The sequence below is a fragment of the Variovorax paradoxus genome (assembly GCF_030815975.1).
Classification (GTDB): domain Bacteria; phylum Pseudomonadota; class Gammaproteobacteria; order Burkholderiales; family Burkholderiaceae_C; genus Variovorax; species Variovorax paradoxus_N.
Genome location: NZ_JAUSXL010000002.1, coordinates 3179182 through 3196354 on the forward strand (window position 1 = coordinate 3179182; position 17173 = coordinate 3196354).

General features: G+C 67.2%; 18 protein-coding genes and 1 tRNA gene. 9 read left to right on the plus strand and 10 right to left on the minus strand.

Going from position 1 to position 17173, the window contains the following annotated elements; translation table 11 throughout:
• The first annotated feature begins 37 nt into the window (after nucleotides 1–37).
• Genes fabV through QFZ47_RS18705 form a run of 3 tightly spaced genes read left to right on the plus strand, consistent with a single transcriptional unit; the run spans nucleotide 38 to nucleotide 2939 of the window.
• Entirely contained in the window at nucleotides 38–1234 is a 1197-nt protein-coding gene (gene fabV, locus QFZ47_RS18695) for an enoyl-ACP reductase FabV (protein ID WP_307657037.1), read from the plus strand.
• A 26-nt stretch (nucleotides 1235–1260) separates the two neighbouring features.
• Nucleotides 1261–1680, plus strand: coding sequence for a group II truncated hemoglobin (locus tag QFZ47_RS18700; protein ID WP_307657038.1), 420 nt, complete (start codon nucleotides 1261–1263; stop codon nucleotides 1678–1680).
• A 35-nt stretch (nucleotides 1681–1715) separates the two neighbouring features.
• The gene (locus QFZ47_RS18705) at nucleotides 1716–2939 is read left to right on the plus strand and encodes an NAD(P)/FAD-dependent oxidoreductase (RefSeq protein WP_307657039.1); all 1224 of its coding nucleotides are present in this window, start codon (nucleotides 1716–1718) and stop codon (nucleotides 2937–2939) included.
• Nucleotides 2940–2952: 13 nt separating this feature from the next.
• On the opposite strand, the gene QFZ47_RS18710 is transcribed toward QFZ47_RS18705, so the two are convergent.
• The gene (locus QFZ47_RS18710; protein WP_307657040.1) at nucleotides 2953–3609 is read right to left on the minus strand and encodes a Smr/MutS family protein; all 657 of its coding nucleotides are present in this window, start codon (nucleotides 3607–3609) and stop codon (nucleotides 2953–2955) included.
• The gene (gene radC, locus QFZ47_RS18715) at nucleotides 3609–4286 is read right to left on the minus strand and encodes a RadC family protein (protein WP_047786458.1); all 678 of its coding nucleotides are present in this window, start codon (nucleotides 4284–4286) and stop codon (nucleotides 3609–3611) included. The genes QFZ47_RS18710 and radC overlap by 1 nt, the downstream gene beginning before the upstream one ends.
• A 109-nt stretch (nucleotides 4287–4395) precedes the next feature.
• On the opposite strand from radC, the gene QFZ47_RS18720 reads away from it, so the two are divergent.
• The 3 genes from QFZ47_RS18720 (at nucleotide 4396) to QFZ47_RS18730 (ending at nucleotide 6849) form a co-directional block, all read left to right on the plus strand.
• Nucleotides 4396–4839 carry an FKBP-type peptidyl-prolyl cis-trans isomerase gene (locus QFZ47_RS18720; protein ID WP_307657041.1) on the plus strand — a complete coding sequence of 148 codons (444 nt, stop codon included), beginning with the start codon at nucleotides 4396–4398 and terminating at the stop codon, nucleotides 4837–4839.
• A gap of 82 nt (nucleotides 4840–4921) precedes the next feature.
• Nucleotides 4922–5890 (plus strand): 4-hydroxy-3-methylbut-2-enyl diphosphate reductase, encoded by a 969-nt coding sequence (gene ispH / locus QFZ47_RS18725; protein ID WP_307657042.1) that lies wholly within the window; start codon nucleotides 4922–4924, stop codon nucleotides 5888–5890.
• Nucleotides 5887–6849: a threonine/serine dehydratase gene (locus QFZ47_RS18730; RefSeq protein ID WP_307657043.1), complete on the plus strand. Its 963-nt coding sequence runs from the start codon at nucleotides 5887–5889 to the stop codon at nucleotides 6847–6849. The genes ispH and QFZ47_RS18730 overlap by 4 nt, the downstream gene beginning before the upstream one ends.
• 16 nt (nucleotides 6850–6865) lie before the next feature.
• On the opposite strand, the gene QFZ47_RS18735 is transcribed toward QFZ47_RS18730, so the two are convergent.
• Nucleotides 6866–7267, minus strand: a complete 402-nt coding sequence (locus QFZ47_RS18735; RefSeq protein ID WP_307657044.1) for a VOC family protein — start codon at nucleotides 7265–7267, stop codon at nucleotides 6866–6868.
• A gap of 61 nt (nucleotides 7268–7328) precedes the next feature.
• Between QFZ47_RS18735 and serS the strand changes: the two genes are divergently transcribed.
• From serS to shkS, 3 genes are all read left to right on the plus strand, one after another.
• A complete protein-coding gene (serS, locus tag QFZ47_RS18740; RefSeq protein WP_307657045.1) occupies nucleotides 7329–8660 on the plus strand; it encodes a serine--tRNA ligase in 1332 nt (443 codons plus the stop codon).
• A gap of 59 nt (nucleotides 8661–8719) precedes the next feature.
• Nucleotides 8720–8809: transfer RNA gene (locus QFZ47_RS18745), tRNA-Ser, on the plus strand.
• A gap of 230 nt (nucleotides 8810–9039) precedes the next feature.
• The gene (shkS, locus tag QFZ47_RS18750; RefSeq protein ID WP_307657046.1) at nucleotides 9040–10455 is read left to right on the plus strand and encodes a surface-behavior sensor histidine kinase ShkS; all 1416 of its coding nucleotides are present in this window, start codon (nucleotides 9040–9042) and stop codon (nucleotides 10453–10455) included.
• A gap of 238 nt (nucleotides 10456–10693) precedes the next feature.
• Here the strand turns inward: shkS and QFZ47_RS18755 are convergent, their stop codons facing one another.
• The 7 genes from QFZ47_RS18755 to QFZ47_RS18785 form a co-directional block, all read right to left on the minus strand.
• Nucleotides 10694–11296 (minus strand): response regulator transcription factor, encoded by a 603-nt coding sequence (locus QFZ47_RS18755; protein WP_215247930.1) that lies wholly within the window; start codon nucleotides 11294–11296, stop codon nucleotides 10694–10696.
• Nucleotides 11297–11368: 72 nt separating this feature from the next.
• Nucleotides 11369–12700, minus strand: a complete 1332-nt coding sequence (locus tag QFZ47_RS18760) for a tryptophan--tRNA ligase (RefSeq protein WP_307657048.1) — start codon at nucleotides 12698–12700, stop codon at nucleotides 11369–11371.
• 15 nt (nucleotides 12701–12715) lie between these two features.
• Nucleotides 12716–13387 carry a site-2 protease family protein gene (locus tag QFZ47_RS18765; protein WP_307657049.1) on the minus strand — a complete coding sequence of 224 codons (672 nt, stop codon included), beginning with the start codon at nucleotides 13385–13387 and terminating at the stop codon, nucleotides 12716–12718.
• A 43-nt stretch (nucleotides 13388–13430) separates the two neighbouring features.
• A complete protein-coding gene (locus tag QFZ47_RS18770; protein WP_021008697.1) occupies nucleotides 13431–14066 on the minus strand; it encodes an L-threonylcarbamoyladenylate synthase in 636 nt (211 codons plus the stop codon).
• 15 nt (nucleotides 14067–14081) lie between these two features.
• On the minus strand, nucleotides 14082–15059 hold the full coding sequence (locus QFZ47_RS18775; RefSeq protein ID WP_307657050.1) for a DMT family transporter: 978 nt from the start codon (nucleotides 15057–15059) through the stop codon (nucleotides 14082–14084).
• Entirely contained in the window at nucleotides 15056–15913 is an 858-nt protein-coding gene (locus QFZ47_RS18780) for a 3',5'-nucleoside bisphosphate phosphatase (RefSeq protein WP_307657051.1), read from the minus strand. The genes QFZ47_RS18775 and QFZ47_RS18780 overlap by 4 nt, the downstream gene beginning before the upstream one ends.
• Before the next feature lie 97 nt (nucleotides 15914–16010).
• Complete coding sequence (locus tag QFZ47_RS18785; RefSeq protein ID WP_307657052.1) at nucleotides 16011–17048, minus strand: transporter; 1038 nt, start codon at nucleotides 17046–17048, stop codon at nucleotides 16011–16013.
• Nucleotides 17049–17173 lie beyond the last annotated feature (125 nt).

Genomic DNA, 17173 nt, shown 5'->3' on the forward strand with positions numbered 1-17173 from the left:
CCCGGCCCCCGCGGCATCCATCTTCAGCGAGTTCCCCATGATCATCAAACCGCGCGTGCGTGGCTTCATCTGCGTCACCGCCCACCCTGCGGGCTGCGAGGCCAACGTCAGGCAGCAGATCGGCTACGTCAAGGCGAGGGGAAAGATCGCTGGCGGACCCAAGAAGGTGCTGGTCATCGGCGCATCGACCGGCTACGGCCTGTCCGCGCGCATCACCGCGGCCTTTGGCTGCGGCGCCGATACGCTCGGTGTCTTCTTCGAGCGGCCCGGCAGTGAAAGCAAGCCCGGCTCGCCCGGCTGGTACAACTCGGCGGCCTTCCACCGCGCGGCGGCGCAGGAGGGCCTCTACGCCAAGAGCATCAACGGCGACGGCTTCTCGGACGACGTGAAGCAGAAGGCCATCGATGCGATCCGCGAAGACCTGGGCCAAGTCGACCTCGTCGTCTACAGCCTGGCCGCGCCGCGGCGCACGCATCCGAAGACCGGAGAGGTCTTCAACTCGACGCTCAAGCCCATCGGCAAGGCCGTGAGCCTGCGCGGCCTCGACACCGACAACGAGGTCGTCAAGGACACCGTGCTCGAGCCCGCCACGCAGAAAGAGATCGACGACACCGTGGCGGTGATGGGCGGCGAAGACTGGCAGATGTGGATCGACGCGCTGCAGGCCGCCGGCGTGCTGGCCGATGGCGCGAAGACCACCGCCTTCACCTACCTGGGCGAGCGGATCACGCACGACATCTACTGGAACGGCTCCATCGGCGCCGCCAAGAAGGACCTCGACCACAAGGTGCTCGGCATCCGCGCCGGCCTGGCCGCCAAGGGCGGAGACGCGCGCGTCTCGGTGCTGAAGGCTGTCGTCACGCAGGCGAGTTCGGCCATTCCGATGATGCCGCTGTACCTGTCGCTGCTGTTCAAGGTGATGAAGGCCGAGGGCTCGCACGAAGGCTGCATCGAGCAGGTCTACGGGCTCTATGCCGACAGCCTCTATGGCAGCGCGCCGCATATCGACGAGGAGGGGCGCCTGCGTGCGGACTACAAGGAGCTCGATCCCGGTGTGCAGGCGCGTGTGATGGCGCTCTGGCCGCGGGTCACGAGCGAGAACCTCCACGAACTCACGGATTTCGCGGGCTACAAGAGCGAGTTCCTGCGCCTCTTCGGCTTTGCGGTCGACGGCGTGGACTACGAGGCCGACGTGAATCCCGACGTGGACATTCCGAACCTCGTGCAGGCCTGACAGGCGCGCAGAGGGATACTCCCGCCATGCAGATTCACGAAAAGCCTCCCGCCGACACTCCCTTCGAATGGATCGGCGGCGAACCCAAGGTGCAGGCGCTGGTCGATCGCTTCTACGACCTGATGGAGCTCGAACCGGCCTATGCGCAGCTGCGCGCGGTGCACGGCCCGAGCCTCGACAACGCACGCCAGCGCCTCTTCTGGTTCCTGTGCGGCTGGCTCGGTGGGCCGCAGCACTACACCGACCGCTTCGGCCACCCGATGCTGCGCGCGCGGCATCTGCCGCAGAGCATCGGCGGCCACAGCATCGGCATCAAGGAGCGCGACCAGTGGCTGGCCTGCATGGACCAGGCCATGGGCGAGACCGGCGTGCCCGAGGGATTGCGCGCACGCTTGCGCGACTCTTTCTTCCAGACAGCAGACTGGATGAGAAACCGCGGCGAATAAATAGAACAGACAACGACTCCGAAAGATCCTCTTCAATGAATTCCATCGTCATCATCGGCGGCGGCCACGCCGCGGCCCAGCTTTGTGCGGGGCTGGCTGAAGCCGGGCAGGGCGCACGCGTGCACCTGGTCTGCGAGGAGGCTTGCGAGCCGTACCACCGGCCGCCGCTGTCGAAGGCCTTTCTCAGGAGCGCCGAGGAGACCACGCAGCCGCACAAGGCCGCCGACTGGTACCGCGAAGCGGGCATCACGCTGCATCTGGGCGATGCGGCCGTGGCCATCGACCGCGAGGCGCACACCGTCACCTTGCGTTCGGGCGCGATCCTGCCGTGGGAGCGGCTGGTGCTGGCCACTGGCACGCGCGCGCGCCAGATGCCCGACCTGAAGCCGGGGCTCGAGAACGTCGCAAGCCTGCGCGCCGCGGACGAGGCGCATCGCCTGCGCTCGCGGCTGGCCGATGCGCAGCAGGTCACGGTGCTGGGCGGCGGCTTCATCGGACTCGAAGTGGCGGCCACCGCCAAGGCGCTCGGCAAGAGCGTGCAGGTGATCGAGAGTGCGCCGCGGCTGCTGGGCCGCGCGGTGTCGCCCGAGCTATCGGCGCATGTGCTTGCGACGCATCGTGCGGCGGGCATCGACATCGTGCTTGGTGCGCGCACGGGCGCCTTCGAGGTCGAGGGCGACCGGCTGCTGTCGATCCAGGTCGATGGCGTGAAGCAGCCGGTGGACCTGCTGCTGCTCGGCATCGGCGCCGTGCCGGAGACCGCACTGGCGCAGGCCGCGGGCATCGAGTGCGCCGACGGCATCGTGGTCGATGGCCACATGCAGACCAGCGCGGCCGACGTGCTTGCGGTGGGCGACTGCACGCGCTTTCCCGATCGCCGCGCGGGCCGCGCGCTGCGGCTCGAATCGGTGCAGAACGCCAACGACCAGGCGCGCACGGCCGTGGCCACGCTGACCGGCGCGCCGCGCCCGCACGACGCGGTGCCATGGTTCTGGTCCGACCAGGGCAGCATGCGCCTGCAGATGGTGGGCTTGATGCCGGCCGAAGGCACCCCGGGGCTCGCCAGCGTGCGCCGCGCCGGCCCCAAGCCCGAGGCGTTCTCGCTGTTCCACTATGTCGACGGGCAGCTGGTGTGCGTCGAATCGGTCAATGCGCCGGTCGATCACATGATGAGCCGCAAGCTGCTCGAAGCGGGGCGCAGCCCCGATGCGGCGGCGATGGCGGATGCCTCGATACCGCTGAAGAACCACTTGTCCTAGCGGCCTGCCGCAGTCAGCGCCGCGCCGGCGCCAGCAGAACCACCAGTGCGCCGGCCCCGCCCTCGGCCGGCTTGGCCTGCACGAAGGCGATCACCTCGTTCTTCTGGATCAGCCAGCGCTGCGCCTTGGTCTTGAGCACCGGCTGCTTGCCGGGCGAGCCCAGGCCCTTGCCGTGCACCACGCGCACGCAGCGCAGCCCCTGCTTGTAGGCGGTGCGGATGAAGCCGCCGAGCGCCTCGCGCGCCTCGTCGCTGCGCAGGCCGTGCAGGTCGACCTGCGCCTGGATGCTCCAGTCGCCCTTGCGCAGCCGCGCGGTCACGTCGGTGCCGATGCCGGGGCGGCGAAAGCTCATGGCGTCGTCGACGTCGAGCAGGGTGGTCACATCGAACTCGTCGGACAGCGACTCGCGCAGCACGCGCTGCTCGTCGAGCTGGTGCTGCACCGGAATGGGAGCCGGCGGCTCGGGCGCGAGCGGCACCGCAGCCTTGCGGCGCAGCGGCTCGGTCGCACCGATGGCGCGCGCGAACAGGTCTTTTTCGGCGGCGCGCCTGCGCTCCGCCACGGCCTTGGCGGCTGCCGCCGCCGCTTCACGCTCGCGGGTCTCGGCCAGCGTGCGCTGCACCTGCTTCAGATCGGCCAGGTTCTTGATGGGCGGGTTGCGGGAGGCCATCAGAGCAGTCCTTTCTCGGCCATCGAAAAGCTCTGGCCGGCGCTGACGATCACATGGTCGAGCACGCGCACGTCGATCAGCGAAAGCGCGGCCCTGAGCGTCTGGGTGAGTGACTCGTCGGCCCGCGAAGGTTCGATGCTGCCGCTCGGATGGTTGTGCGACAGCACCACGGCCGCGGCCTGGTGGTGCAGCGCACGCGTGACCACTTCGCGCGGGTAGACGCTGGTCTGGGTGAGCGTTCCGCGAAACAGCTCTTCGAGCACGATCAGCCGGTGCTGCGCATCGAGAAACAGCACCGCGAACACTTCGTAGGGGCGCGATCCGATGTGCAGCTGCAGGTACTGCTTGACCGTCCCGGGCGAGTCGAACACCGTGCGCTCCTTCAGGCGCTCGGCCATGGCGCGGCGCGCCAGCTCGAGCACGGCAATGAGCTCGGCGCGCTTGGCATCGCCGCCCATGCCCTTGATCACCTTCAGATCCTCGGCGCCGGTCTGCAGCAGGCCCGAAAGGCCCCCGAAATGGTCGAGGAGCTCCTGGGCCAGTTGGAGCACGTTTTTTCCCGCCACGCCCGTGCGCAGCAGCAGCGCCAGCAACTCGGCGTCGGCCAGTGCGGCGGCGCCCCGCGCGATGAGCTTTTCGCGCGGGCGGGCGTGGGCGGGGAGATCCTTGAATGCCATCGAAAACCTGGGTGAAACCTTGAAAGAGCGGGTGGAAGCCCCGGCTCCTTAAAATGCAGTCCAGTTTATCGGGACACCCACCTTGTCTTTGCCTACCTCCGCTGCACCCATGTCCCACGTTGTGACTTCCGGCTCGTTCCTGACCCTGCATTACCGGTTGGCCGGTCCGGCGGGCGACATCATCAACACTTTCGCCGACAAGCCCGCGACCCTGTCGCTGGGCACCGGCGAGCTCTCGCCCGCCATGGAGCAGCGGCTCATGGGCCTGGAAGAGGGCACCCATGCCACCTTCGAGCTGCCCGCCGGCGAGGCCTTCGGCGAGCGCAATCCCGAGATGCAGCAATGGGTGGCCAGGAAGCTGCTCGCGCAGATGGGCGACCCCGACGAGCAATACGCGGCCGGCGACGTGGTGCAGTTCCCCACGCCCGACGGCACGGGCAGCTACGCGGGCGCGGTGATCGAATCGAACGAGACCGCGGTGCGCTTCGACTTCAACCATCCGCTGGCCGGGCAGCCCGTGACCTTCGAGGTCCGGTTGATCGGGGTGCTATGACGCCCCCACGCTCATCGCTTCGCGTATCGCCGCCCCCCGAGGGGGCGCGTGCCTCCCTTGGGACGGTCCGGCAGGAGGCACGATGAACCCGAACATCGAGGAAGTCATCCTCGCCGAGCCGCGCGGCTTCTGCGCCGGCGTGGACCGCGCGATCGAGATCGTCGAGCGCGCCATCGCCAAGTTCGGCGCGCCGATCTACGTGCGCCACGAGATCGTGCACAACACCTACGTGGTCAACGAGCTCAAGGCCAAGGGCGCGATCTTCATCGAGGAACTGTCCGACGTGCCGCCCGGTGCCACGCTGGTGTTCAGCGCGCATGGCGTGAGCAAGGCGGTGCAGCAGGAGGCGCGCGACCGCGGCTTCGACGTCTTCGATGCCACCTGCCCGCTGGTGACCAAGGTGCACGTCGAGGTCGCCAAGCTCGCCAAGGAAGGCTACGAGTTCATCATGATCGGCCACAAGGGGCATCCCGAGGTCGAAGGCACCATGGGCCAGCTCTCGAGCGGCATCCACCTGGTGGAGGACGTGGGAGACGTCGCAAAGGTGTCGCCCGCGCAGACCGAGAAGCTTGCCGTGGTCACGCAGACCACGCTCAGCGTGGACGACGCGGCCGAGATCGCGGCAGCCGTGCGCGCGCGCTTTCCGAAGGTGCGCGAGCCCAAGCAGCAGGACATCTGCTATGCCACGCAGAACCGCCAGGACGCGGTGAAGATCATGAGCCCGCAGGTCGACCTTGTGATCGTGGTCGGCAGCCCCACCAGCTCCAACAGCAACCGGCTGCGCGAACTGGCAGAGCGGCTGGGCACCGAAAGCTACATGGTCGATTCGGCCGACGAGCTCAAGCCTGAATGGTTCGAGGGCAAGGGCCGGGTCGGCCTCACGGCCGGCGCCTCCGCCCCCGAGATCCTGGTGCGCGAAGTGATCGACCGCGTGAGGGCGCTGGGCGCCGTGTCGGTCCGCAAGATGGACGGCATCGAGGAAACCATCAAGTTTCCGCTCCCCAAGGGCCTCAAGCTCGACGACATTCCTCCTCCGGGACACATCTCTTGAACAACGAAAACACCCACTGGCGCTCCGAAACAGAGAGCGCCTCCCGCAGGCTGCGCGAACGCGCCGGCGGCTTCCTGCGCCAGACCTCGCTCTGGAAGCTGCCGGCCTCCGCCTTCGGCCTGGCGGCGCCGGGCGCGGAGGTGTGGCTCAAGCTCGAGCACATGCAGGTGAGCGGCAGCTTCAAGGCGCGCGGCATGATGAACCGCCTGCTGGCCAACGACATTCCCGAAAGCGGCGTGATCGTGGCCTCGGGCGGCAACGCGGGCATTGCCACCGCAGCGGCGGCCAAGGCGCTGGGCGTGCGCTGCCAGGTGTTCCTGCCCGGCGTCTCGCCCGAAGCCAAGCGCGCCCGCCTGAGGGCGCTCGGCGCCGAAGTGGTGGTGGTCGGCGAGCTTTATCCCGATGCGCTGGCGGCCTGCCTTGCGCGGCAGAAGGAAACCGGCGCGCTGCTGACCCATGCCTACGACCAGCCCGAAGTCGTGGCCGGTGCGGGCACGCTCGGCCAGGAGATCGAGGCGCAGGGCGGCCTGCCCGATTCCGTGCTTGTGAGCGTGGGCGGCGGCGGGCTGATCGGCGGGCTCGCCGGCTGGTTCGAGAAGCGCGCCCGCGTGGTGGCGCTCGAGCCGGAAAAGGCCCCCACGCTGTACCGCGCCCGCGAAGCCGGCGAGCCGGTCGATGTAGCTGTGGGCGGCATTGCCGCCGATTCGCTCGGCGCGCGCCGCATCGGCGCCATTTCCTGGGACATCACCCAGAAATACGTGCAGGACGCGCTGCTGCTGTCCGACGAATCCATCCGCACAGCGCAGCAGTGGCTGTGGAAGGAAATGAAGCTCGCCGTCGAGCCGGCCGCCGCGCTGCCGCTGGCGGCATTGCAGACCGGCGCCTACGTGCCGCGCGAAGGCGAGAAGGTCTGCCTGATCGTCTGCGGCGCGAATGTCGATCCGGCCACTGTGGCCTGAGGGCGAGGCGGCCGCCTTATTTCTCGCAATTGACCATCCACGGCACGCCGAACTTGTCCTTCAGCATGCCGAAGCCGGCGGCCCAGAACTGCGGGCCGTACGGCATCGTGACCTCGCCGCCCTCGGCCAGCGCGTCGAAGAGCTTCTTTCCTTCGTCCACGCTGTTGCCCTGCACCGAGAGCGAGAAGCCCTTATAGCCCTCGAACGGCATGCCGGGCGGCGTGTCGGAGGCCATCAGCTTGTGGCCGCGGGCTTCCAGCGCGGCGTGCATGATCTTGTCCTTGTACGCGGCGGGCGTTTCGGCGCCCATGGGGCTTTCGCCAAAGCTCATGCTGAAGACGACCTTGCCGCCCAGCGCCTTGGCGTAGAAGGTCAGTGCCTCGGCCGCGTTGCCGTTGAAAGTCAGATAGGCTTGCATCGCTTTTTCCCTTCGATGGAAGTGTGGGGAGCGAGATGCTACGCCCACCTAAAATCCCCCTATGCTTGACATCACCCTGCTCCGCAAAGACCTGGCCTCCGCTGTGGCCGGCCTCGAAAAACGCAAGAAGAACCAGCCCTACCTCGACGTGTCGGCGTTCACGGCGCTCGAGGCCGAACGCAAGACGCTGCAAACTCGCACCGAGGAGATCCAGGCCCGGCGCAACACGCTGAACAAGCAGATCGGCCCGCTCAAGGCCAAGGGCGAATCGGTCGATGCGCTGATGGCCGAAGTCAACGCGCTGAAGGCCGAGCAGGAATCGCAGTCCAAACGCCTCGAAGAAATCCAGCCCGAACTTCAGGCGCTGCTGCTGGCCGTGCCCAACCTGCCGCACGCCAGCGTGCCGGTCGGCGAGGACGAAGCCGGCAACGTCGAAATGCGCCGATGGAGCCCGCAGGGCGGCGCCGGCGCGGACGCCGCGCCGCTGCCCTTTGCCGCCAAGGACCACGTCGACCTGGGCGCGCCGCTGGGGCTCGATTTCGAGATGGGCGCCAAGCTCGCAGGCTCGCGCTTCACCGTCATGAAGGGGCCGATTGCCCGGCTGCACCGCGCGCTCGCGCAGTTCATGCTCGACACCCAGACCGAAAAGCACGGCTACGCCGAGTGCTACGTGCCCTACATCGTCAACGCCGCCACGCTCAGCGGCACCGGCCAGCTGCCCAAGTTCGAGGGCGACCTGTTCGCCGCCAAGAAGGGCGGCCAGGACGGCGAGCCCGCGCCCGACCATTCGGCGCTCTACCTGATCCCGACCAGCGAAGTGCCGCTGACCAACTTCGTGCGCGACGAGGTGGTGGCCGAGGCGCAACTGCCGATCAAGCTCACGGCCCACACGCCGTGCTTCCGCTCGGAAGCCGGCAGCGCCGGCCGCGACACGCGCGGCATGATCCGCCAGCACCAGTTCGACAAGGTCGAGATGGTGCAGATCGTCCATCCCGACACGAGCTACGACGCGCTCGAACAGATGACCGGCCATGCCGAAGCCGTGCTGCAGGCGCTGGAGCTCCCGTACCGCGTGGTGCTGCTGTGCACCGGCGACATGGGCTTTGGCGCCACCAAGACCTACGACCTCGAAGTCTGGCTGCCGGCGCAGAACACGTATCGCGAAATCAGCTCGGTCTCCAACTGCGAAGCCTTCCAGGCGCGCCGCCTGCAGGCCCGGTTCAAGAATGCGCAGGGCAAGAACGAACTCGTCCATACGCTCAACGGCTCGGGCCTGGCGGTCGGCCGCACGCTGGTCGCGGTGCTGGAAAACCACCAGAACGAAGACGGCTCGATCAACGTGCCCGCCGCGCTGCGGCCCTACCTCGGCGGGCTGGAACTGCTGCGCGGTTGAGCGGCCTGGGCTTCAGAAGCCTCGTTTTTGTCTGCTATAATCGCAGGCTCGACAGCACCGGAGAGGTGGCAGAGTGGTCGAATGTACCTGACTCGAAATCAGGCGTACTAGCGATAGTACCGAGGGTTCGAATCCCTCCCTCTCCTCCAAGAATGGCCCCGCAAAGGGGCTATTTTTTTGCCTCTTCCACGGCCCGGCCGTCGGTAGGCGCGAAACCGGGGCCTTTCGTTTCCGTGCTTCTTGCGTTTTCCCGGCCACTGCAGACGAGTGCCGTGCCGAGCTTCGAAGCAACTGTATCGGCCCGTTAAGATCGCACGTCCCCATGCCCCCGCATGCCGGGATTTTTCCGTAGTCGAATGAACAAAAGGCTCCGCGCCACATGGCCAATCCGTCGATCGCGAGCGTGACACCGGTCCCGGCTTCGGCCGACGAAGCTGAATCCTGGGTGCGCGGCGAGCTGATCCGCAGCCTGATGCGCTCGGCGCGCGGGTCTTACCTGGTCTCTGCGGCACTGATGCCGGCGATGGTCGGCCTGAACTGGAGCTATGTGCCCCGGTGGGAACTGCTGACCTGGCTCGCCGCGGGCCTCATTGCCACGGCCTGCCGCGCCTGGGGCGCCAGGGTCTATGCGGTGCGCTATGCCGGCAGGAGCGCGGCGGCGCAGCAGCAGTTCACCGAGCGCTACGGCTTCGTCTGGAGCACCAGTGCGGTCGTCTGGGGCCTGTCGATCCTGCTGTTCTTCGAGCGCACGCCGCAGGTCAACCAGTTCATGAGCTGGCTCATCGTGGCCGGCGTCGGAACCGTTCCGCTCAACGGGCTGGCGCTGCATCCGCCACTGCTCAAGCGCTACGTCAACACGCTGTTCATCACGATGCTCGGGGCGGTCCTGATCCGGCTCGTGAGCATCAACATCGCGGAGCCTCATTTCCAGTACGGCTTCCTGATGCCGATCCTGCCGATCCTGCACTGGTTCCTGCTGCTGCGCGCCGGCCGCCACATCCACGAGACGGCGCGCAACAGCCTCGAGCTGCTGTTCCACAACCACATCCTGATCAAGTCGCTCACGCAGCAGCGCCAAGCCGCGGTGGCGGCCGTGGCCATGAAGAACCGCTTTCTCGCGAGTGCCGCGCACGACATGCGCCAGCCTGTGCTGGCCCTGTCGCTGTATGCCGACTGGCTGCGCAACGAACCGGAACTGGTGCTGGAGCTTGCACCCAAGATCGTTCGCGCCACGCATGCGGTGAATGCGCTGTTCGATTCGATGTTCGACCTGGCGCGCATCGATTCGGGCCAGGTGCGGCTGCACATCGAGCGCGTGGACGTGGCCGAACTGCTGCATGACCTCGAACTGCAATACCGCCCGGTGGCCGAAAGTCGGGGCCTCGATTTTCGCGTGCACGTAACCGAAGGCAGCTTCCTGACCGACCCGATCCGCGTGCGCCGCATGATCGGCAACCTGCTTGCCAACGCAATCAAGTACACCACCGACGGCGGCGTGCTGCTGGCCTCGCGGCAAAGCCGCGACGGCCTGCGCGTGGAGGTGTGGGACACCGGCATCGGCATCGCGCCCGAGCACCTGCGCGACGTGTTCCTGGAGTTCTACAAGGTGGCCGACCACGCCGGCACCTCCGACGGCTTCGGCCTGGGCCTGGCCATCGTCGCCCGGCTCTCGCATGTGCTGGGCCATCCCGTCAGCGTGCGCTCCCGCCTGGGCAGCGGCAGCGTGTTCCGCGTCGCCCTGCACGATGCCGATGAAGCCGTGGCCCAAGCCCGCGTCAGCGCCTCCGGCGGCTAAGCCAGCGGCCAAAAAAAAACCGCGCACAAGGCGCGGTTCAATTCTTCCAGGAACACCGCGGAACCGGCTTTGCCGGGCCGCTGGTGTTGCCCCCGGTAGGGGGTTGGCGTAGCGACACGAAGTGCGCGAAGACTGGGGGTGAGCCAAGTGCCACCGTGGAACCGGCTTTGCCGGGCCACTGGTGTTGCCCCCTTGAGGGGGAGGCGGCTACACGAAGTGAGCCGCTTCGGGGGTGGGCTCAGTTACCGGAAAGCAGCCCGTTGGTGCGCGCGTAGTGCAGCGCCTGCGTGCGGCTCTTCACGCCCAGGCGGCGGAACAGGCGCCACAGGTGCACCTTCACCGTGTGTTCGCTGATCTCCAGGTCGGTGGCGATGTCGCGGTTGCTCATGCCCTTGTCGAGCATGGCGATCAGCTGCGTCTGGCGCTTCGACAGCTTGCTGTTGCTGGCCAGCGCCGGCTCGTCCGCCTCTTCCGAACCTGCCATGAGCAGGCCGCGCAGCGCAGCGGCCAGTTCGGCCGAGCTGGCCGATTTCTCGATGTAGGTGTCGGCGCCGGCCTCGATGCAGGCGTCTTCCATGTCCCCGGCCGGTGCCGCCGAATAGACGGCGATCGGCACGTTGGGATAGACCTGCTTGACAGCGACCACGCCCGAGACGCCATTGGTGTCGGGCAGCTTCAGGTCAAGGCAGAAAAGCGTTGGCGCGCCGCGCTGCTGAACCGAACTCGCGAGCTTGTCGAGGCGCTCGAGCTCGACGATGTTTTCGGCCGGTCGCAGACGCCGCAACACCATCACGATCGCGTCGCGCATCAGGGGGTGGTCGTCGATGACATAAATGCTCATGTTTTCTTCCTTAGTGATCGCACCGTCTTCTCTTCTCTGTCCTCGGCGGGTAAGCCGATGGATATTGCCGGATCAACTTCCATTGGTAGAGGTTGTTGTTTCCGCCAGTGATTCCAGCGCCTCTTTCGCGGCGCGCAATTCTTCCGGGCCGGCCGGCTCGAGCTGTTCGGCAAGCGCGGCCAGTGCCGCGCCGCGCTGCTGCTGCAGGGCGGCGATGGCGCGGCCGGCTTCCTGCGGCGAAGCGAATCCGCGGCTCTGCAGCAAGGCGGCGCCGTGCGCGTCGAGCAGCTTGAAATAGAACAGCCCGTCGCGCTCGCGGTATTGCTTGAAGCTTGGCTTGGCGACCTTGGCCGCCTTGCGCGCACCGCCCTTGTCGCGCCCTGCCGCAAGATTGCGCAGCCCCACCGCGTGGCGCAGCTCGGCCATGAAGGGGCGCGCGAGCTTGCGGGCCTTTTCGGCGCCGACGAGCAGGATGCGCTCGATCTCGGCCGGGTCGTTCATCAGCGCTTCGTAGCGCGCGCGCAGCGGCGCCACTTCGTGGTCGATGCGCTCGAACAGCATCTGCTTCGCGTCGCCCCAGCCGATGCCTTCGGCATAGGCCTTGCGCAGCGCCTCGGTTTCCTCGCCGGTCGCAAAGGCCTGGTAGATCTGGAACAGCGCCGAGCCTTCGGTGTCCTTGGGTTCGCCGGGCGCGCGCGAGTCGGTCACGATGCTGGCGATCTGCTTTTGCAGCTGCGCGCGCGGCGCGAACATCGCAATCGTGTTGCCGTAGCTCTTGCTCATCTTGCGGCCGTCGAGGCCGGGCAGGGTGGCGACGGCATCGTCGATCTCGGCTTCGGGCAGCGTGAAGTGCTCGCCGTACTGGTGGTTGAAGCGCTGCGCCATGTCGCGCGCCATTTCGATGTGCTGCACCTGGTCGCGCCCCACGGGCACCTTGTGCGCGTTGAACAACAGGATGTCGGCGCCCATCAGCACCGGGTACATGAAAAGGCCCGCCGTCACGTCGGCATCAGGGTCTTCGCCCTTGGCGATGTTCTTGTCGAGCTGTGCCTTGTAGGCATGGGCGCGGTTGAGCACGCCCTTGCCGGTCACGCAGGTGAGGAACCACGTCAGCTCGGGAATCTCGACGATGTCGGACTGGCGGTAGAAGGTGACGCGCTCGGGGTCGAGCCCGCAGGCCAGCCAGCTGGCGGCGATCTCGAGCGTGGAGCGCTGGATCAGCGCCGGCTCCTGCACCTTGATGAGCGCGTGGTAGTCGGCCAGGAAGAAAAAGCTCTCGACGCCCGGCGCGACGCTCTGCCGAACCGAATGGCGGATCGAGCCGACGTAGTTGCCGAGGTGCGGCGTGCCCGACGGCGTGATGCCGGTCAAGACGCGCAGGGGAGCGGAAGAAGACGAAGCCATGGGAGGAGGAAGAACTTAACGCAGCAAAGCCGTGAGCGGTGAGATGAGCAGGTTGATGGCCGTGTAGCCGACGTCCATCAGCGGACGCAGCCAGAAGGTGCTGACGATGCCCGCGAGCACCAGGCCCATCACGATGAAGAAACCGAAAGGCTCGATGCGCGCCAGGAAATTCTGCGCGGCTCCGTTGGGAAGCAGGCCTGCGAGCACGCGGCCGCCGTCGAGCGGAGGCAGCGGAAAGAGATTGAAGGCCCACATCACGAGGTTGACCAGCACGCCGCCCTGCGCCATCTTGATGAAAAAGGTTTCATCGATGCCGGCCGCGACGAGCCCCACGAGCACCAGCGCCCAGACAATGGCCTGCACGAAGTTGGACGCAGGGCCTGCCAGAGCCACCCAGATCATGTCGCGCTTCGGATGGCGCAGCCGCCCGAAGTTCACCGGCACCGGCTTGGCATAGCCGAACAAAAAGGCCCCGCCGGTTGCGAAGTACAGCATCAGCGGCATCAGGATGGTCCCGATGGGGTCGATGTGCTTGAACGGATTGAGCGTGACGCGGCCCATGACCTCGGCGGTGTTGTCGCCGAAATGGCGCGCCACATAGCCGTGCGCCGCCTCGTGCACCGTGATCGCGAAGACCACGGGCAAAGCGTAAATAAGTACGGTCTGTATCAGGTTGGAAATATCCACTGGGCGATTGTGTCAGACGGAGTGAAAGTCGCGGTGCCGCTCGTCAGAGGCCAAGCACCGCCAGCGCGCCGCGGCCCTGCCGCACCACCACCGGATCGTCGCCCGTGCCCATGGGCGTGAGGTCCACCACGGTGGTGGGTTGCGAAGGGCAGGCGCCGGCGTCGATGACGGCGCCGATCTGCTTTTCGAAACGCTCGCGGATGGTCTGCGCATCGTTCAGCGCTTCGGTTTCGCCGGGCGCGATCAAGGTGGTGGCCAGGAGCGGCGCGCCGTGCAGCATCAGCAGTTCGAGCAGCACCTTGTGGTCGGGCACGCGCAGGCCGATGGTCTTGCGCTGCGGATGGCTCACGCGCCGCGGCACTTCCTTGGTGGCCTCGAGCAGGAAGGTGTAGGGCCCCGGCGTGGCGGCCTTCAGCAGCCGGTACTGCTTGTTGTCGACGCGCGCGTAGTTGGCCAGCTCGCTGAGGTCGCGGCACAGCAGCGTGAGATGGTGCTTCTCGTCGACCTGGCGGATGCGGCGCAGCTGGTCGACCGCGTCCTTGTCGTCGAGGTGGCAGGCCAATGCGTAGCTCGAGTCGGTGGGCACAGCCACGATCTCTCCGCGCTGCAGCAGCGCGGCGGCCTGCTTCAGCAGGCGCTGCTGCGGGTTCTCGGGATGGACTTCGAAATACTGGGCCATGAAAAAGACTCCTGATCAGGATTCGGCCGGCTCGATCGGCACGCGCCGCTCGCGCACCGTGAGCCAGGCGCCGGCCGCGCCGCAGACCGCGATCATTGCCATGCCGATGAGCGAAAAGCGGTCGGGTACGTGCGAAAAGACAAGCCAGCCGCCGAGCATCGCAAAGGCGATCTGCGCATAGAGGTACGGGGTGAGCGTGGATGCCGGTGCGCGCTGGTAGGCCAGGATGAGAATGAAGTGTCCCACCGTGCCCATGAATCCCATGAGGCACAGCAAGGCCCACCAGTGCCACGAGGGCAGGGCCGTCCACGCGAAGGGCAGCGCCAGCGAGGCGATCAGCGCGCCCACCCAGCCGGTATAGAAATGCATCGTGAGCGGATTCTCGGTCTGCGCGAGCCTGCTCGTGAGCACCTGGAACCACGCGTTGGTCAGCACCAGCCCGATCGGCAGCAGCACGGCCCAGCTGAACGCATCGCCGCCCGGCCGCAGGATGACCAGCGTGCCGGCGAAGCCGCCGGCCACCAGCACCCAGCGCAGCACGGAGACCTGCTCCTTGAGCGTGGTGGCTGCAAGCAGGGTGATGACGAGCGGCGCAATGAGCACGATGGACGTGAACTCGGCCAGCGGCATGTAGCGCAGGCTCAGGAAGGCCAGCGTGCTCGACACCAGCAGCAATGCGCCGCGCAGCAGCTGGTAGCGCGGGTGCTGCGTGCGCAGCAGGGCAGTGCCGTGCCGCGGCAGCAGCACCGCGGTGGTGGCCACGGCCTGGAAGGCATAGCGGAACCACACGCCCATGAGAATGGGCACGGCGGCGGTGGAGGTCTTGGTGGCGGTGTCGAGCGTGGCAAAGCAGGCCACCGCCACCAGCACCATGCCGATGCCCGAGAGGATGCGTTCGGATTCGAGGTCGCGCGTCTGACGCGCCGCGGCGCGGGCACTCGCCAGTGCCGCCGATGCAGCGCCGTCGCTGCCGGACCCGGGGCTCTGGCTCACTGCTGGATGCGGTGGCTGAGCAGTTCCCACACCGGCGTGAGCGCACCGGGCAACGGTGGCAGCTTGCCGAGATCGCAATGGCTTTCGTCAGGGCTGTGGAAATCGCTGCCGCGCGAGGCGGCGAAATCGAACTCGAGCGCCTTGTCGGCGTACTCGACGTATTCGGCTGTCGTGTGGCTGCCGGTGACGACCTCGATCGCCTGCCCGCCATGCGCCTTGAATTCGAGGAACAGCGCATATTCCTCGTTCGCGGTGAACTTGTAGCGCCCCGGATGCGCGATGACCGCCATGCCCTTGGCGGCCGTGATCCAGTGCACTGCATCCTTGAGCGAGGCCCAGCGGTGCGGCACGTAGCCGGGCTTGCCTTCGGTCAGGTACTTGCGGAACACCTCGGAGGTGTCGCGGCAGTGGCCCTGCTCGACCAGGAAGCGCGCGAAGTGGGTGCGCGAGATCAGTTCGGGGTTGCCGACGAACTTGAGCGCGCCTTCATACGCGCCCTGGATGCCGACCTTGGCCAGCCCCTCGGACATTTCCTGCGCGCGCTTGCCGCGGCCACCGCGCGTGTCGTAGAGGCCCTGCGTCATCGCGGCATCGTCGGGGTCGAAGCCCAGGCCGACGATGTGCACGGTTTCGTTGGCGAAGGTCACCGAGATTTCGGTGCCGGTGAGATAGCGGATGCCGTTGGCGCGCGCCGCGGCGGCCGCGCGGTGCTGGCCGCCGACCTCGTCATGGTCGGTGAGCGCCCAGAGTTCGACCCCGTTGGCGGCGGCGCGCGCGGCCAATTCTTCGGGCGTCAATGTGCCGTCGGAAACCACGGAATGGCAGTGCAGATCGGCATTGAGGATGGAGGACACATTTGCATTCTATGGGGTCTGGAACATCGATGCGGGCGCATGGATGCTATTGTGGATGCTATTAAATAAATAGCATTACTGCGACGGCCGATGCGGCTCAGCGCTTCTTGCGAAAAGCCGCCCACGCGGCCACCGCGGTGAAGCTCGCGACGATCGCCACCACGATCCAGAACCCGTGCCTGTCCTCGGCCAGCGGAATGCCGCCCACGTTCATGCCGAACAGGCCCGCCAGGATGTTGATCGGCAGCGCGAGCACGGTCACCACCGTCAGCACGAACAGGCTGCGGTTGTTGTCCTCGTTCACGTTGGCGGCAATTTCCTCTTGCAGCAGCTTGATGCGCTCCTGCAGCGCCTGCATGTCGCGCAGCACCACCGAGAACTCCTCGGCCCCGCCGCGCAGTTCCTGCGCGTCGGGCTCCACCATCCAGGCCGGCGGCCCCTGCAGCAGGCGGAAGAGGGCGGCGGGTTCGGGCGCCAGCAGGCGCTGCAGCCGCACCAGCAGCCGGCGCAGCACGCCGAGCCGGGCGCGCTTGTGGTCGAGCCGGCCGGCCAGAAGCTCGTCCTCGATGCGGTCGATGCGCGAAGTGACGCCGCGCACGATCTTCACCAGCACGTCGGCCTGCGCGCGCAGCAGGTGTTCGAGCAACTCGGTGCTCGAGCGGGGCGCGTCGCCGGCCTTGACCGCCGTTCGCAGCGCGTCGACCGAGCGCAGCGGCTTGGTGCGCGCCGTGACCACGAGGCGCGGCCCCACGCTGATCCAGAGCGTGGAGATGTCCGACGGCTCGAAGCTGAACTCGAAGTGCACGTCGTTGATGACCGCGATCAGCGAATCGTCGGCGCGCTCGATGCGCGTGGAGGGCAGGCCCTCGTGCAGCGTTTCGTAGAAGGTGTCGGAGAGCCCTGCATGGCGCAGCAGCCAGCGTTCCGCCTGGGCGTGGCTCAGGTTGAAGTGCAACCACGCGTAGGCACTGCTCGAGATTGCGTTGCTGCCCTGTTCACCGAGCCATGCCGCAGCCTGCGCCGAGCCGATCGCCCGCACGGGCTCGGGCGCCATGGCGTCGAAGAGATAGCCGCAGATCAGTCCGGCTTCGTCGCCGCCGTATGAATTGGCGGCCAGGTCGTGGAGTGCCGGCAAGGTGCGTTGAATCAGGAAAACGGAGGGGTGTGCCCCGGATGGTGTTCGCCCTATGTGACAACTTCGTGTCGGCAACCCGCAGGCCGTCACGCAACGGTCATGTGCGGCGGGCAGCATGCTTCGTT